This is a genomic window from Eudoraea chungangensis, from assembly GCF_029360665.1.
Taxonomy (GTDB): Bacteria; Bacteroidota; Bacteroidia; order Flavobacteriales; family Flavobacteriaceae; genus Eudoraea; species Eudoraea chungangensis.
On the sequence record NZ_JARDUB010000004.1, the window covers coordinates 323,966 to 341,136 of the forward strand.

The 17,171-nt window shown below is 37.5% G+C and carries 15 protein-coding genes; 11 read left to right on the forward strand and 4 right to left on the reverse strand.

The annotated features are described in order from the left end of the window. Positions 1–27: 27 nt before the first annotated feature. A complete protein-coding gene (locus PXG98_RS11395) occupies positions 28–588 on the forward strand; it encodes a pyridoxamine 5'-phosphate oxidase family protein (RefSeq protein ID WP_276391191.1) in 561 nt (186 codons plus the stop codon). A 4-nt stretch (positions 589–592) separates the two neighbouring features. Here the strand turns inward: PXG98_RS11395 and PXG98_RS11400 are convergent, their stop codons facing one another. Further along, a complete protein-coding gene (locus PXG98_RS11400; RefSeq protein ID WP_276391192.1) occupies positions 593–1,963 on the reverse strand; it encodes a pyridoxal phosphate-dependent decarboxylase family protein in 1,371 nt (456 codons plus the stop codon). 37 nt (positions 1,964–2,000) lie between these two features. Next, positions 2,001–3,602 carry a bacillithiol biosynthesis cysteine-adding enzyme BshC gene (gene bshC / locus PXG98_RS11405; RefSeq protein WP_276391193.1) on the reverse strand — a complete coding sequence of 534 codons (1,602 nt, stop codon included), beginning with the start codon at positions 3,600–3,602 and terminating at the stop codon, positions 2,001–2,003. Positions 3,603–3,798: 196 nt separating this feature from the next. On the opposite strand from bshC, the gene PXG98_RS11410 reads away from it, so the two are divergent. Next, entirely contained in the window at positions 3,799–6,255 is a 2,457-nt protein-coding gene (locus PXG98_RS11410; RefSeq protein WP_276391195.1) for a M14 metallopeptidase family protein, read from the forward strand. Positions 6,256–6,257: 2 nt separating this feature from the next. Here the strand turns inward: PXG98_RS11410 and PXG98_RS11415 are convergent, their stop codons facing one another. Continuing rightward, entirely contained in the window at positions 6,258–7,307 is a 1,050-nt protein-coding gene (locus PXG98_RS11415; RefSeq protein WP_276391196.1) for a DUF3667 domain-containing protein, read from the reverse strand. A 207-nt stretch (positions 7,308–7,514) separates the two neighbouring features. On the opposite strand from PXG98_RS11415, the gene ggt reads away from it, so the two are divergent. From ggt to PXG98_RS11460, 9 genes are all read left to right on the forward strand, one after another. After that, complete coding sequence (gene ggt, locus PXG98_RS11420; RefSeq protein WP_276391198.1) at positions 7,515–9,200, forward strand: gamma-glutamyltransferase; 1,686 nt, start codon at positions 7,515–7,517, stop codon at positions 9,198–9,200. 25 nt (positions 9,201–9,225) lie between these two features. Next, on the forward strand, positions 9,226–10,650 hold the full coding sequence (locus PXG98_RS11425) for an amidohydrolase (RefSeq protein WP_276391199.1): 1,425 nt from the start codon (positions 9,226–9,228) through the stop codon (positions 10,648–10,650). Between the two features lie 4 nt (positions 10,651–10,654). After that, entirely contained in the window at positions 10,655–11,191 is a 537-nt protein-coding gene (locus PXG98_RS11430) for a Crp/Fnr family transcriptional regulator (protein ID WP_276391201.1), read from the forward strand. Between the two features lie 52 nt (positions 11,192–11,243). Next, a complete protein-coding gene (locus PXG98_RS11435; RefSeq protein WP_276391203.1) occupies positions 11,244–11,804 on the forward strand; it encodes a DinB family protein in 561 nt (186 codons plus the stop codon). 92 nt (positions 11,805–11,896) lie between these two features. Continuing rightward, positions 11,897–12,874 carry an NAD(P)-dependent alcohol dehydrogenase gene (locus PXG98_RS11440; protein ID WP_276391205.1) on the forward strand — a complete coding sequence of 326 codons (978 nt, stop codon included), beginning with the start codon at positions 11,897–11,899 and terminating at the stop codon, positions 12,872–12,874. Between the two features lie 102 nt (positions 12,875–12,976). Beyond that, positions 12,977–13,687, forward strand: a complete 711-nt coding sequence (locus tag PXG98_RS11445; RefSeq protein WP_276391207.1) for a class I SAM-dependent methyltransferase — start codon at positions 12,977–12,979, stop codon at positions 13,685–13,687. Between the two features lie 86 nt (positions 13,688–13,773). Next, positions 13,774–14,907 carry a DUF819 family protein gene (locus PXG98_RS11450; protein ID WP_276391208.1) on the forward strand — a complete coding sequence of 378 codons (1,134 nt, stop codon included), beginning with the start codon at positions 13,774–13,776 and terminating at the stop codon, positions 14,905–14,907. A gap of 44 nt (positions 14,908–14,951) precedes the next feature. Further along, on the forward strand, positions 14,952–15,818 hold the full coding sequence (locus tag PXG98_RS11455; protein WP_276391210.1) for a Nif3-like dinuclear metal center hexameric protein: 867 nt from the start codon (positions 14,952–14,954) through the stop codon (positions 15,816–15,818). Positions 15,819–15,963: 145 nt separating this feature from the next. Beyond that, entirely contained in the window at positions 15,964–16,563 is a 600-nt protein-coding gene (locus PXG98_RS11460) for an HD domain-containing protein (protein WP_276391211.1), read from the forward strand. 30 nt (positions 16,564–16,593) lie between these two features. Here the strand turns inward: PXG98_RS11460 and PXG98_RS11465 are convergent, their stop codons facing one another. Then, on the reverse strand, positions 16,594–17,121 hold the full coding sequence (locus PXG98_RS11465; protein WP_276391213.1) for a Pycsar system effector family protein: 528 nt from the start codon (positions 17,119–17,121) through the stop codon (positions 16,594–16,596). Positions 17,122–17,171: the final 50 nt, after the last annotated feature.

Below are 17,171 nucleotides of genomic sequence, written 5' to 3' on the forward strand. Positions count from 1 at the left end.
ATTTTTAATTTTTTTATCTTTATTACTATGCAAGTATCAGAAAAGACAGACCAACTTTTCGAAGAAGTTGTGCAAGAATTAGATAAAGGAGTTACTGAAAAAGGGCATCCATTCAGAACATTTGTACTGGGCACGACGGGTTTGGAGAAAATAGCCAGACAAAGAACGGTTGTATTAAGAGGACTAACCAAGGATTTAGAAATATGTTTTTATACAGACTATAGGTCAAAGAAAGTGGTCCATATCAAAGAGAATAATAAGGTGGGACTCTTATTCTATCATCCAGAAAAACGACTTCAAATAAAGCTAGAAGGTTTGGCGCGAATTGTTTCTAACACTTCTGAGGTATTGGAACGGTGGAATACTATGTCCAAAACTGCAAAAAAGGACTACACTACTACCAAAGCTCCGGGTAGTGAGTTAGGGGATTCAGAACCGCTTGAGTTTCTCTCGGAGCGAAATTATTTTTGCGAAGTACAAATAAAACCTTTTAAAATAGAATATTTAAAACTACAAGCTCCCCAACACTTAAGAATACGCTTTTCGTCGAGCCATGGGCTTTGGAATGGAGAATTCCTAGTACCCTAGAGCCTTATTGCATCGAATCTAAAATTGCAGAAATATCTTCTTCTGTGGTATGCGGGTTGATAAAACAAAAGCGAGAAACCGTCTCCACTCCTTTTTTACTCTTCCACTTGGTAGGGGTTACAAGGGCAAGTCCTTCTTTATGGTTTTTATAAGTCCAATTTTTATAGTCCTCCGGATTCCAATTTTTTCGTCTAAAGAGTACACAAGAAAGGCCAGGAGGTCTAACCAATTCCAAATATCTTCTAGAAGAAATCATTTCTGCCGCTAAAGAAGCGAGTTCTATTCCTCTTTCCACAGCACGCTGGTACTTATCTGTACCATGAGTGGCCAATGAAAACCAAAGTGGCAGGCCTCGAAGCCTTCTGGTAAGTTGAATTTGATAGTCGGAAGGATTAAATCCTTTTGCACCTGGATCTTTCATTATATCTAAATAGGATCCCTCCTGTTCATGTGCTTTTTTTGCCAAGTCTGGTTCTTTATAAATAACAGCACCACAGTCGTAAGGAGAAAAAAGCCATTTATGAGGATCTATGGTAATACTATCGGCCTTTTCCACCCCATTAAACAAATGTCTAACAGAAGGAGCTGCCAAAGCACCTCCACCATAAGCAGCGTCTATATGAAACCATAAATTTTCTGTAGCACACAAATCTGCTATCCCTTCTAAATCATCGACTATCCCTGCATTCGTAGTGCCTCCTGTAGCGACAACGGCAAATACTCTTTTTCTTTTTTCTGCAGACATCTCCTGAAGCGCCTTAGTTAAGGCATCCTTGGTAAGTCTGTCTTCCGTATCTACTAAACATACCTCCGCATCAATTACTTTTGCCATGGCCTTGATGGAAGAATGGGCTCCTGAGGAAGTAACCAAACAACCCTTTTTATTCTTGTTTACCTCTTCCCTACGCCAGAATTCTCTTGCCGTTACCATTGCTGATAAATTGGCAGCGGTTCCGCCACTGGTAAATACTCCGAAAGCACTATTTGGCAATCCAGTTAGTTTAACTAACCATTTCATGGCCTCATTTTCACAAAAGATACCTCCTGCACCTTCCATCCAGTATGCTCCATGAATACTAGAGGCAGAGGTCACCAAATCGAACATAACAGCCGCTCTAGTAGGTGCAGCCGGAACAAAGGCTAAATGTCTGGGATGATCTATTGGAACGGTAGCTTTTACCAGTTCGTCCTTGAATAATTGAAAGGCCTTTTCACCACCAATACCTTCAGCAGTAATAGTCTCACCAACTATACTTTTTAGTTCCGCTTCAGTCATTGGCTTCCCAAGGTCTGGAGAAACTTTTGTAATGCGATTAACGGCATACTTCATGACATCTAAGGTCATTTCCACTAGATCAATATCAACTTTGTGCATTTTATTAAAAGAATTATCTTAATAAAGGTTCTTGGGTTTAGAACTCCAAAACGGTGAATTTTTTGGTCAATGGATTTAATTCTGCTTTAAGAAACGGAACCAAATCTTTACCCATTTCCAAATAGAACTCAGAAAAATTTACAGAGCGTTCTTGAAGAGATTTATTGGGGAACAATTCATTTTGTAGTGCACTAATCCTAGTAACCTCATCCTTTAATTTTCTTTTTTGGGCTTTTAATAAACGTTTTTCTAAGTTGTTCATACCCTTTAGCTGCTTTATTTCCTGGGCTTTTACAGCACCATAAAACGATTTATCAGTACGTTCAGCCAAGAAATACATTGTTTTAAAGTGTTCTTTTAAAAACTCTTTTTGCTCAGACAAATCGATATCGATATTAGATATTTCTCTTATCCGCTTATTGATAAAACTACTTTGTTTTAAAAATAAATCTTCTATATCAATCCCCAATTTATCTAATTTCTTGCGTTGTTTCTTAGAAATCAAAAGGACAGAATTTCGTAACAGTAAACTTGGAAATGGTACCTTAAAAGCATCAAAACAAGATTTTAATTCCAACCAATAGGCCAACTCTCCCCCTCCTCCAATATAGCACAGGTTCGGAAGAATTATTTCCTGATATAACGGACGTGTCACTACATTCGGAGAAAATCTTTCCGGATGCTCTTCAAGAACTTCCAAAAAGTCTTCTTTTGAAAATTCTAAGTCGGTATTATTAACATAAAAGCGATCATCTTTCTCAAGTATGCGTTCTCGCAGTCCATCTAACAGATAGAAGTAATTTATCTCCCGGGGATTAACCTGAATATTATAAGCGGAAGAAACATCTTCTAAAGCTACGATTGTCTCTTTTACACTGTTGAAAGAAGTGTTTTTTAAAAGATCTTCTTTTACATAGGGCACAAGTAATTGCTTCAAAACTGGATCATCGCCATCTACTACTACTAAACCATATTCTCCAAAAAGTGTGTTTGCTAAAAACCTTGTAGCATCTGCTAAGTTTTCATGCTCCAGATAACTCTTTTTAAATAATTGAGCCAGTTCTAAAGCCCTCCTGCTAGTACCTAATTCCTGGACCAGCGCATTATAAACATCCTTCAGACCTTCGGTAGACAAACGTCCTACCGCCCCAGACACCTCCTTATTCCACTGAAATTTTTTGCCGTGTAAATTAAAATAATTTATTTCTTCGAAATCATGGTCTTCTGTTGCCATCCAATAGACAGGCACAAAATTATGGTCCGGGTATTCCTCTTTTAATTTTATACTAAGGTTAATTGTGCTTAGTATTTTGTATAAGAAATACAAAGGTCCAGTAAAAATATTAAGCTGATGTCCGGTTACAATTGTGAAAGTCTTTTTATCCTCTATCAGGGAAATATTCTTTTTCGTCTTTTCTGAGGTGGCACATTTGGTATACTGCCGGGACAAGGCATCTTTTAAAAGAACTCTTTTCTCGTCAGAAAAGTGCTGCCCTTTTTCCTTAAGCTGAGATCCAAACCCACTTATACTAGGATAAAAATTATAAAAACTTTGTAAAGACTCCTGCTCGCTAACATAATCGCAAATCAACGAAGAAAAGTACCCGGTTTTCTTAAAAGGTATACTGGTTATTTCCATAGATCTATTTAAATCCGATCAAAGATAATGGTATCGAAATTTTCTGTTCCTAAAAATACGTTAAGATGTTTAAGGGTTGCTAAAGTCTTATATTTATTTATCATCACTTTTATCCAGAATTAGGGGAGAGTGGTCGAAGGTCGACTTCAATTTATCAAAATATCCTTAGATTTAAAGCTTCAACTAAAATGTGTTTATGTATAAAATTACTTTCGCGGCAATAAGTCTAGTTTTTTGTCTTCGTTTAAACTCACAAGAGCTTCAGTCCCCGTCGGCCTTTTTGGGTTATGAGTTGGGAACAAGATTCACTCCGCATCATAGGGTTGTTGATTATTATGAGTATTTAGCCAAAACCGCTAAAGATCGTATGCATTTAATGGAATATGGCAAAACATATGAATACCGACCTCTATACCTTGCCTTTATTTCCTCCTCCTCTAATATGAAGAACTTAGAAGAGATTAGAAAAACTCATATTGCGAATACCGAAGGAAAGGAAGAGTCTACAAAAGCCATTGTATGGATGAGTTACAATGTACATGGCAACGAGAGCGTAAGTACAGAAGCCTCAATGCAAACCATTTTTGATTTGCTAACCTCGAAGTCGAACTACTTGGAAAATACTGTAGTGATAATGGATCCTTGTATAAATCCAGATGGGCGAGAACGCTATGTAAATTGGTACAATCAACACAAAAACACTCCTTTTGAAACGGATCCAAATAGTAAAGAGCATCATGAAGGATGGTGGAGCGGCAGAAGCAATCACTATATGTTTGATTTAAACAGGGATTGGGCCTGGTTAACACAGAAAGAAAGCCAACAGAGACTACCCCATTACCAAAAATGGTTGCCACATATCCATGTTGACTTCCATGAACAAGGAGTAGATTCCCCCTATTACTTTGCTCCGGCAGCAGAGCCTTTTCATGAGGTCATCACTGATTTTCAAAGAGAGTTTCAAATAACTATAGGTAAAAATCACGCGAAGTATTTTGATGCCAAAGGGTGGTTTTATTTTACTAAGGAACGTTTCGATTTATTCTATCCTAGTTATGGTGATACCTATCCAATGTATAGTGGAGGCATCGGAATGACCTATGAACAAGGTGGAAGCGGAAGAGCAGGTTTGGGAGTCCTTACTAGTAATGGCGATACATTGACTTTAAAAGACAGAATTGCGCACCATTACACCACGGGTATGTCTACAGTTGAAGTTGCATCTAATAACATAGCCACCTTAAACTCTGAAATACGGAAGTTCTATATGCCTAAAAACTTCCAATACAATTCTTATGTATTGAGCGGCAACAAGGATCAGATAAGAAAACTTACTTCCTTAATTAAAAAACATCAGATCGAATATTCCCATAGCAGACAAACAACGGCCAAAGGATTCAATTATAGCACGGGAAAGACTGGTAATCATAAGGTAGAAGAGAATAGTATCGTCATAAATACCCGTCAGAAAAAAAGTACTTTAGTAAAGGTATTATTTGAACCTAATGCTGTTTTATCCGATTCCCTGACTTACGATATCACCGCATGGTCACTACCATACGCTTATGGGTTAAATGCTATTGCAACCAATGCAATCCTGGAAGGGGACGAATCTGGTCCTGTAGAAACAGAGAGTTCTTCTCTTAATACTAATGCTTATGCCTATGTCACCGATTGGAATGGGATGGACGATGCAAGATTTTTGACCGAACTTATGCAAAACAAATTTAGGGTCCGTTCTGCCAGACAAAAATTTGTACTTCAAGGAAAGAGCTATAATCCCGGCACTCTGATTATTACCAAAGGGGATAATGAACATATATCAGATCTAGGCCTCGCCTTAAACCAACTTGCGAAAAAACATTTTAAAAATTTAGAGGCCGTGGCAACTGGCTTTGTCGACAGTGGCAAAGATTTTGGTTCTGAATACGTGAAACTCTTAACGGCTCCAAAAATTGCTATCCTTGGTGGAGAACCTACAAGCACCTTAAGATTTGGTGAAATCTGGCATTTCTTGGAGCAGGACCTGAAATATCCAATGACGGTTCTGGATAGCGACTATTTTTCCGAAGTAAATTTAGAAACCTATGATATTCTTATTTTACCTGACGGAGACAGTTACGGCAATTTTCTTGATAGTACTACTCAAAAGAAAATAGATCGATGGGTTAAACTTGGCGGTAAATTGTTAGCTATGGGATCGTCTCTGGAAACCTTAGCAGAAGAAGACTGGATTGCCTTGTGTACTAAAACAAAGGTGAAAGATAGCACTTCCATAATACCAGAGACTTACAGAAACATTGCCAGAGAAGAAATGAAAGATGAAATTACCGGGGCCATCTTTAAAGTATTAATTGATAATACACATCCCATGGCTTTCGGGTATGACAACTTATATTTTACCTTAAAAGAAGGAAATAGCGCTTATGAGTTTTTGGATGAAGGTACAGTTGCTTACATAGCAGACCAGAATAAACCTGTGTCGGGTTTTGCCGGCAGTAATGCTCAAAGAGAAATGGCTAATACGCTGATTTATGGGGTTCAAGAAAGAGGTGATGGTGCTATCATATATATGGTAGACAACCCTCTTTTCAGGGGATTCTGGGAAAACGGTAAACTCTTCTTTGTAAATTCTTTGTTTATGCTAGAATAAGTTTAATACAACATAAATGAAACCAATGCGATGCCTAAAATTGCAACGGGTACAATAAGTAAGGTGTAAATAAAAGATATAGCACCTGCCTTTGCAAAAGACCCAAACCAGGAACTTTTATAGAAATTACGAAGGGCTATAACAAGATAGAAAACAAAGGAAAACCATATAAGAAATTCGAGCCCAAAGGGTATATCTATCACAAAATTTATCAGGATCAGTGTACTAAGTGCGGCAAATATAAAGGTGAAAAAGTAAAAGCTAAAGACCATATGGTGGGCAAAAGTTGCGCGCTTCCAATAAAAGAATTTAAGTAAAATTGCAAAAAGTGGAAGCATTAAAAACATGGCAATAGGAATAGTATCGTATAAAGCTTGTAATATGCCTCCTCCTCTTTTTTCATAAAATTTCAAAAGCTGGGTATAAAACCTCTCTTTAAAGGCTCCAGGATTCTTCCCCATTCCCATGGCCTGTAATTTTTCTGAAATAGGTGCGCCTATTTCAATTAGGGAATCTAATTTCTTCCTATTAAAATCTACCTCTGCATTAACCTTAGGAGTCTCCCCGGTGATTATAGAATCTAGCACTTCCATTTCTTGGTCCGAAAACCGAAGGTATTTCTTATTTTCCTCCAGAACTTTCTGTGCTTGTGCTTTCTGAATAGAATCGGTACTAAGGGCGATAGAATCAAAACTGACTTCTGAATTAAGGCCTTTTTCGATTACCTTGGATAAATCGCTATCGGCTTTGCGGACTGAAAATGAAAAAACGAAGAAAAAAATAACAGAAATAAACAAGTAAAACTGGGCAGGATGAAGGTAAGATAAGCGTTTTCCATCTACAAAACGTCTGGCCAACACCCCAGGCTTTATCATCAAGGGCACAAAGCTCTTTAAAAATCTGGCATCAATAGAAAAATAGTTACTTATAGTATTACTAAATAATACGCCAAACGTAAGATTATCCGCTGTTTCTTGACCACAATGAGGACAATAATCAAAGGAAGCATCGAAAATTTTTTCACAATTTTTACACTGGTCTGTGGATGGCATTTGGTTTGTTTTAATCAAAAATACAAAAATGGATTATTCTTAGTCTCTCCAGGCTAAAACTACATAATTAAAGTGTGCACATGCGGTTTTAAGCTTTCTAAAAAAACCCTTTAAGCAGTGCTTTTTTGATATAGGTATTAAAAATATAGTTTGGTATATTTGAAAGAGACGTTTAAACAATCTACCAGCCCAATAAATCCGTATCCAATGAAAAAAATTTTACTCTTTGTTCTTTTATTCGGCCAGTCCCATTTATTGATTTCCCAGGATCGATTGTCTGGCAAGTCATTCGCTTCTCGTTCGGAGGTTCTGGCCCAAAATGGAATGGCAGCAACGAATCATCCACTTGCTACACAGATAGCTATAGATATTCTAAAAAAAGGGGGCAGCGCTATAGATGCGGCAATAGCCGCAAATGCCTTTTTAGGCCTTGCTGATCCGGCAATGAATGGCATTGGTGGTGACCTATTTGCTATAGTTTGGTCGGCAAAGGATCAAAAACTTTTCGGTTTAAACGCTAGTGGTAAGTCGGCCCAAAGCCTAAGTTATACTCAAATGCAAAAAGAATTAGAGAACGGAAAAACCTATAGCAGAGGTCCACTTTCTATTACTACTCCCGGTTGTGTAGATGGTTGGGTTGCCTTACATTCCAAATTTGGCAAACTAGAATTCTCCGAATTACTAAGTCCTACAATTAATTATGCGAGAGCGGGAGTACCAATTACCAGCGAAGTGGCGGATTTCTTTTTAATGGACGAGCCGTTTGTTAAAGAAACTAATAACCCTTCCTTTAAGAAACTATATTTCACCGACGACCATTTTCCTAGAAAAGGGGACCTTTTCATGAATAAAGATTTAGCCAATACGCTTGAGCTTATTGCTAAAGAAGGCAGAAAGGGTTTTTACACAGGTAGGGTGGCCAATGGGATTGTAAACCATTTAAAAGAAAAAGGTGGGTATTTGTCCTTGGAGGATTTGAAGGATAACCAACCGCAGTGGGTAGATCCTGTTTCCGTTAATTACAGGGGTTATGACATTTGGGAACTACCTCCCAATGGCCAGGGTATTTCTGTTTTACAAATTATTAATATTCTAGAAGGTTTTGATATTGCGAAGATGAATTTTGGAAGTGCTGCCCACATCCATCATTTTACGGAAGCGAAAAAAGTGGCTTATGAAGATATGGCCAAGTTTTATGGAGATCCAAAATTTGGAAACATCCCATTAGATAAATTATTATCGAAAGAATACAGCGCAGAGCGGCGAAAATTAATTAATCCAAAAAAATCTGGAAGTTATGACCCTGGTCTGGCTGCCGGAGACCATACCATTTATCTGACTGTTGCAGACAAGGAAGGTAATATGATCTCTTTAATACAAAGTTTGTCGGCTGGTTTTGGATCTTTAGAAGTTCCTGAAGGGCTCGGTTTTGTCTTACAAAACAGAGGATCTGGATTTGTAATGGAAGCCGGACATATAAATCAATACGCCCCAGGGAAACGACCTTTTCATACCATTATTCCCGCTTTTATAACGAAGGATGGAGCACCTTATATAAGTTTTGGCCTTATGGGTGGTGATATGCAACCACAAGGACATGCTCAAATAATCATGAACTTAATCGATTTTGGGATGAATCTTCAAGAAGCCGGGGATGCCCCACGAATATTTCACAGTGGCACATCGGCCAGAAGAGGTCGCAGAGAAGGGGTGGGAGACACCTATTTAGAGTCTGGTTTTGATTATGAATCCATTAGTTCCCTTATGGATATGGGACATAGAATTCGGATGATGAAAGGGATTTTTGGTGGCTATCAAGCCATTATGATTAAAGATAAAGTGTATTACGGAGCTTCAGAATCCAGAAAAGACGGGCAGGCAGCCGGGTATTAAAAAGAACCTATTAAATTATTTACTTATGAAAAGTGCTTTTAAAATACTTATTATTTGGTGCATTAGCTATAACCTTGCAAATGCTCAAAAAGACACAAAAGCGATTCTAGAGAGTTTGGATTCCAATAAAGACAACTATGCTGCATTAGCGCAAGAATTATGGATGAATCCTGAATTGGGTTATTTAGAAAATCAAAGTGCAGCTCTTATTATCGCAGAATTAGAGAAGGAAGGATTTGTGATAGAAAAAGGTGTTGCTGGTATCCCCACGGCTTTTACCGCATCTTTTGGGACTGGCGGGCCCGTTATTGGAATTCTTGGCGAATATGATGCACTTCCCGGGATGTCGCAGGTGGCCGAGCCAGAGTTTAAAGCAAGAGTGGCAGGCGCACCAGGCCAGGCTTGCGGACATCATCTTTTTGGAATAGGATCTATGGCTGCGGCTATCGCCATTAAAAATTGGATACAATCTTCTGGTAAGAGCGGTACCATTAAATTCTATGGAACACCTGCAGAAGAAGGAGGCTCCGGAAAGGTTTATATGGTTCGGGCCGGACTTTTTGATGGACTCGATGCGGTGTTGTCTTGGCATCCGGGGGATCAAAACACTTCCAATCCCAGTACTAATTTGGCTACTATCTCTGGCAAATTCCGGTTTAAAGGAAATTCATCTCATGCGGCTACAGCTCCAGAAAGAGGTCGCTCTGCCCTTGACGGTGTAGAGGCAATGAATGATATGGTAAATATGTTAAGAGAACATACAACGGAGTCGACCAGAATTCATTATGTGATAACCAAAGGAGGAGATGCACCGAATATTGTGCCGGCGGAAGCTGAAGTCTATTATGTTATTAGACATGCGAACAGAATGGAAGTAAAGTCGGTATGGGATAGGGTGGTAAAAGCTGCTGAAGGTGCTGCCTTGGGTACCGAAACCCAAATGGCTTACGAAATAATAGGAGGCACCTATGACCGCTTACCTAATGAAACCCTGGCTAGGCTGATGCATAAGAATATGCTCTTGGTAGGAGGTGTAGACTACAACGATAAAGATCTAAATTTTGCCAAGGATATACAAAAGACCTTGAGTAATCCCAAACCAATTGCATCTGCAGCGATCATACAACCAATAGAATTCACCTACGGAAAAGCTTCCGCAGATACAGGTGATGTGAGCTGGAATGTTCCATTAGCGGCCATCAGGGCGGCTACCTGGGTGCCTGGCACACCTCCACATAGCTGGCAGGCAGTTGCTGCAGGAGGAACTGATATTGGCAAAAAGGCCATGATGGTTGCAGCTAAAACCCTTGCCTTAAGCGCCATTGAAATATATAAGAAACCAGAGACACTGATTAAGGTAAGGGAGGAATTTAATGAGAGAAGAGGTCCTGACTTTACCTATACCGCACTTTTAGGTGATAGGGAGCCCGCACTCGACTACAGAAAATAAAAAAATGACCCCCCTTACCGAACTTATTCAGCAAATTGATTCGAAGCAACTTTGGGAACGTGAAGTTGATTTGCAACGAAATGATTATCTGGTAGAAAAAGGTAATATTAATACACGTTTCTTTTTTGTAGTTGAAGGAAGTCTACGAATTTTTGTTCTCGATTCTAATGAAGAAAACACTATTCGTTTTGGCTATAAGGGTAACTTAATCGCTGCCCTCGATTCCTTTTTAACAGAAAAACCTACAGAACTATATATTCAGGCTTTAAAAAAAACCAGGCTAAAAAGTGTAACGAAAATCAAGCTTAAAGTACTAATAGAATCGAGTACTGCAAATACCAAACTTTGGATTAGTATTTTGGAAAGCTTTGCATTTCAACAAATGGAGAGAGAAAGAGACCTATTAACAAGTTCTCCCATAGAACGTTACCATCGTGTTTTACAGCGAAGTCCTCAGCTTTTTCAGGCTATACCAGATAAGTATATTGCCTCGTATTTAAGAATGTCTCCAGAGACTTTTTCCAGAATAAAAAAGTCTTGATTTGAATCATTTTTTTTAAGGATTAATAGAGGGAGTTTTGTAAAAAAAAGAAATGACAGTTTTAGTTAGTGAATTATTAAAGGAACTTACCGAAAGAACAAAAAGACACAGAGAAAAGGTAGTCCAATGGAAAAAATTACCCTTGGAAGAACTTAAAAAAAGACCTTCAAACGATGCATGGAATGCTTTAGAATGTTTGGAGCATCTCAATTTATACGGAGAATATTACCTCCCGGAAATTGAAAAACAAATGAATAAAGCCGGTGATAATCCTGCGGTAAATTTCAATTCAGGCAGGTTGGGAAATTATTTTGCCAAGTCTATGCTCCCTACGGAGAAAGCCTTAAAAGTAAAAACCTTCAAGGACAAAAATCCATTGCACAAAGAACTGGATAAAGAAGTTTTGGACGAGTTCATAGAACAACAAGACTCGCTCCTATCCCTATTAACAAAAGCTGAAAACAAAAATCTAAATAAAATTAAAACAGGAATTAGTATCACAAAATGGATTAAACTAAAGCTTGGAGATACTTTTAGAATAGTTATATACCATAACGAACGACATTTACAGCAAGCGCAGATGGCAATAGACCTATCTGTTGTTTCTGTTTAAAGCATTTAAAAAGTATGCAAAGGATTTGATTTTCCATAGTATCCTATTTGGCTAGTGAACTAGTTTACACGATTCTAGTTATCTCATTCTCAATGAAAGTTATATATCAAAATTCATACGGCCCTGTATCAGAATTACTAAAAAAGGAAATCCAAAAGCCAGGAATCAAAGAAAATGAAGTCCTAATTAAGATTCATGCTTCTGCAATAAACGACTATGATTGGAGTATGGTTCGAGGAAAACCTTACCTATACAGATTAATGTTTGGTTTATTTAAACCAAAAAACCCTATTCCCGGAATGGAACTTTCTGGAGTAATTGAAGCTATAGGGAAAAGCGTAACTCGTTTTAAAGTAGGAGATCAGGTATATGGAGACATCTCAAACTATGGTTTTGGCAGCTTTGCCGAATATATTGCCATAAACGAAAAGGCGATTTTACCTAAGCCAAATAGCCTAAAATATGAGGAAGCTGCTGCCTTATCACATGCAGGAGGTCTAGCTTTACAGGGCCTGCAAGATTTAGGCAAGCTCAAAGCAGGAGATAAGGTATTGATTAACGGAGGGGGTGGAGGAATGGGCATTATTGCCGCGCAAATTGCAAATTTTAAAGGGGCCAAGGTAACTGGAGTAGACCATCTTACAAAGCTAGAGGAAATGAAAGCCTATGGCTATGACGAAGTCATAGACTACAATACCACGGATTTCACAGAATTGAAAACTAAATTCAACCTAATCCTTGATGCAAAGACAAATAGATCTCCCTTCAAATATTTAAATGTATTAAAACCTAATGGCCGCTATATAACTGTTGGAGGCTCACTTTCCCGCCTTATTCAAGTATTGTTTTTTAAAGCTTGGATTAAACTGATTTATAAAAAAAACTTCGCGATTTTGGCCCTAAAAGCCAATAAAGACATGAGGTTTTTAGAAGCATTGATAGCCAATGGTTCACTGCGGCTAGCAATAGATGAATCCTTTGATTTCGACCATGTTCCTGAGGCAATTCAATTTTTCGGAGAGGCCAGACATTTAGGCAAAGTAGTAATTACGCATAAAACTAAAGTTTAATATCTGGTTAACTAGGGATGTCTGTATCTCTTACTGTTTAACTCAGTATATTCGTACGGATTAATAAATACCCAGCCTTGGATGCTTTAATGTTTTTGTCTTATGGAATACAATAAACAGACTGCCTATCATTACAGTGCCTTTAGACCCCCGCTTCATAAAGTTATTCTAGAGAACTACTTAGTTAATAAACACTTTAATCGGGCTTTGGATATTGGGTCAGGAACGGGGACCTCTACCCTAGCACTTCTGCCGTATTGCAAAAGTATTGTCGGCTTAGAACCTAGCGAAGCAATGATTAAACAGGCTATACCAAAGCCAGAGATAACTTATGTTCAGGCAAATGCCGAAAAAATACCTTTTGCTGCAGAGGAATTTGATTTGATTACAATGGCGGGATGTCTTTTTTATGCCAAATCGCAAAAGCTTGTTCATGAAATTTCCAGGGTACTTAAAACTGGGGCTTTGGTTTTAATCTATGATTTTGAAGTACTCTATTATTCTTTTGTTGAAAAACTAGTCAACACTAGCTATATTAGAGAGGCGCTATACAATCATAAAGAAGACTTCTCAGGGCTAGAACACCAAGAATTTCTTAAAGAAAATTCAGAAACAGCAACCTATGATTTAACCATATCCCCCGAACAAATGGCTCATATTCTATTGTCAGATACAAAAGATTATATTGCTCTTGCAAGGGTTTTTGGCACCTCTAGCTTGCATATGAAAACCAGTCTGAAGTTACAAGAGACCTATGGTAAAAAAATTCAAATCTCTGCCATGCTTTACAGTACACTTTACGTTAAGCACTAGCTTATGACTTCACAGATAAAGCTGTTTTAGTTTGTTTTTAACTACAAAAAGCTATTTTTAAAGAATAAACACTTAACCCGCTACCTATGACCATTTTCCAAGATCCGCTGTATGTCATGTCGATTTTAGGACTAATGGTTATTTTGGCCGTATATGCAGGCAAATATGGCTTTGGTAAAAAGCTCGGCGCGGCCTTATTAGTTATCCTCTTTACTGCAGTTATTGCCAATTTGGGTTTAATCCCAACTGCTTCCAATACTATTCCTCTATACGATGCGATTTTTACCTATTTAGCTCCTCTTGGTATTTTCTATCTACTACTAGGGGTAAGTCTAAAATCTATCAAAAAAGCAGGAGCACCAATGATAGTACTCTTCCTTATTGGGTCTTTTGCGACAACAGTGGGTATTTTAATTGCCTGGTATCTAATTGATCCCAAAAGTGTTATTGGAGAAGATGCTGCCATTATTGCCGGGATGTTAACGGGTACATATACTGGAGGAAGTGCAAATTTTAATGCTGTTGCTCTTGCATATAATTTTCAGGAAAAAGGAATACTTTATGCAGGTACAATTGCCGTAGACAATGTAGTAAGTACCATTTGGATAATAATTACCATTGCTTTGCCAAGTATACTCCGAAGGTTTTGGAAAGACAAAAAAGTAAAGTCTACTAACAAAGAAGTTGAGAAGGAAGAGGCAAAATCAATCGACTTTTACTCTCTTATATGGCTGGTTTTTTTAGGAATTGTTTCCTATTTTATCTCAGAAGAATTGAGTAAATTATTTCCACAAATACCATCTATTATTACTCTCTCTACTTTAGCAATATTGTTGGCACAGACTAAATTTATTCGAAATCTTAGAGGTTCACATGAACTTGGCCTTTATTTAGTCTATATTTTTTTAGCGGTAATCGGGGCCTATTGCGAACTAAGCGCAGTTATTGAATTAAGAACTATAGGACTAGTCCTCTTACTTTTTGCTTTATTAGCCGTGTTTTTCCATGGAATAATTATAATTGTATTGGGCAGCTTTTTTTATAAGGACTGGGAAATGATTGCCCTGACAAGTCAGGCAAATATTGGAGGTGGCACTACCGCGATTGCCCTGGCAGAAACTTTTGGAAGAAAAGAACTAATAGTTCCGGCCATATTGGTAGGAAGTTTGGGGAATGCCCTTGGAACTTATCTTGGATTTTTGGTAGTGAATTTTTTGTGATGGGCAACCCAATCTATTTGGCGTATTTAAAACACTAAAATATTATGAAGCATTTTATTATTTATTGTTTATTTATCTTCCTTCCAATGATATCTTCAGGGCAAGATATAGCGATTAATAGGCTTCCAATGGCAAAGCAGGTAATCGATGAAATTGTAGCTCAGGTTAAAACCCAACCACTTACCAATACAGTAGATCTCATCGTTGAAGGAAATCCAGAGACACCAGTAAAGGGTATAGTCAGTTGCATGTTCGCTACTATGGAGGTGCTTAAAAAAGCAGTAGCTATAGAAGCCAACCTAATTATTACTCATGAACCTACATTCTACAATCATTATGATGAGGTAGAATCCTTTCAAAACGACATGGTTTACAAAGAAAAAATAAAGTATATACGTGATAACAATTTAGTCATATGGAGATTCCATGATTATGCACATCGGATTGAAAATGATGCTATTCTTATTGGAATGGTACAAAAACTAGGTTGGAAAAAAAATCAAGAAAAAAGAGGAGTTGGTAGATTTTCTTTTCCAGAAAGAACTTTAAAAGACTTACTTAAACATCTTAAGAACACCTTTCCAGGCAACAGTTTTTATGTGGTAGGTAATCCTGAAATGTCGGTATCGAAAGTAGCCCTGGCACCAGGAGCACCTGGAAGTATGCAACACATAAGGCTTCTACGCGATCCAAATATTGATGTGGTGATTGGTGGCGAAGTATCACAATGGGAAACCTATGAATATGTTCGAGATGCTATTTTTCAGAAGAAAAAGAAAGGCATTGTTTTTATTGGCCATATTAATTCGGAAGAAAGTGGGATGGCATATGTAGCTGAATGGCTACAAAAGTTCTTAACTAATATCCCTATTTCCTATATTGCCAGTGGTTCTTCTTACTGGAGCTACTAATTAAAATAAGCTGAAAATGTCTACACAGCTCTAAAAAACAAATTAATCCCGCAAGTCTAGAATAAAATTATTTTCGTAAACTCGAGGATATCTCTAAAATATAATGTTATTTTAAGCTTGCTGAAGGCAATTGAAAACAACCACAATGACTCTTCAAAACAAACAGGCCTATCCAAAAGTATGCTTAGACATACTGGATACTTTAAAGAAAGGACTCTCCAGTAGTTTAACCTATCACTGCTTAGAACATACTTTAGACGTAGCTAATGTTTGCAATTTTTATATAAACCATTATGAAATTGAAAGTAGTATAGCAGATTTGATTAGAATTGCAGCTATTAGTCATGATTACGGCTATATTAAATCTCCGATCAACCATGAAGAAAATAGCATACTTTTGGTAAAACCCTATTTATCTTTACTTTATTCGAAAGAGGAGTTAAAGTTAATCAGCGGGATGATTAGAGCAACTAAAGTTCCTCAAAATCCCCATACACTTTATGAAGAAATTTTAGCCGATGCAGACTTGGATTATCTTGGGCGCAATGACTATGATATGTGGAGTAATAGACTATATCTAGAATTTAGTCATTTCGGTGTTGTCAATTCAGAAAAAGAATGGTTAGCGATGCAGATTCAATTTTTGGAAAACCACACCTACCATACCGCTTTGGCTAAAACAAATAGGGATCAGGCAAAAATTATCAAAGTAGAAGAGCTACAAGATCGCTTAAATAAAAATTAGTCCAGAACAGAACCAGTAACTTCTGAGAGATTATAGAAATCGTTGTACAATAATCATTACCACACTGATCAGAAGCGGAATAAAACTAAAGACTAGGTTTTTTACGGATTTATTTACATCGCGAAACTTTTTAGAAGCGATAAGCGAGTTGACATAAATCTGCTCCCCCAGCTGTTCATACAATTGGGTTTCGTCGTCCATTAATTCCATGAGTTGTTTGGCGTAGTCCTTACTCTGTCCATATTTTGTAACGGCATCATGGAAAAAAAACATATTCGGACTAAACTTAGTTTCAATTTGAGGCATAAAACACTTAAAACTAAAATAAATAGATCTTGCCACAAAAAACACAAATACCAGTAAAATACTGCTCAATAAAAGATTTAGTTCTAAACTGCTTTCTACACCAGTCGCGACCTCAAAGACTACTCCCAGTAGTAATCCATAAAAAGAAATAATTAGTCCGGCTTTAATCTCGGATGACCGGTTTAGACCATTGATATAACCAATTCCAGACCAGTATACATTTATTTTTTCATCAGGTGTAAGTTCTTTCATAAAGTTCTAAAGGTTGATCCTGATAAATATAAGAAATTAAACCACACTTT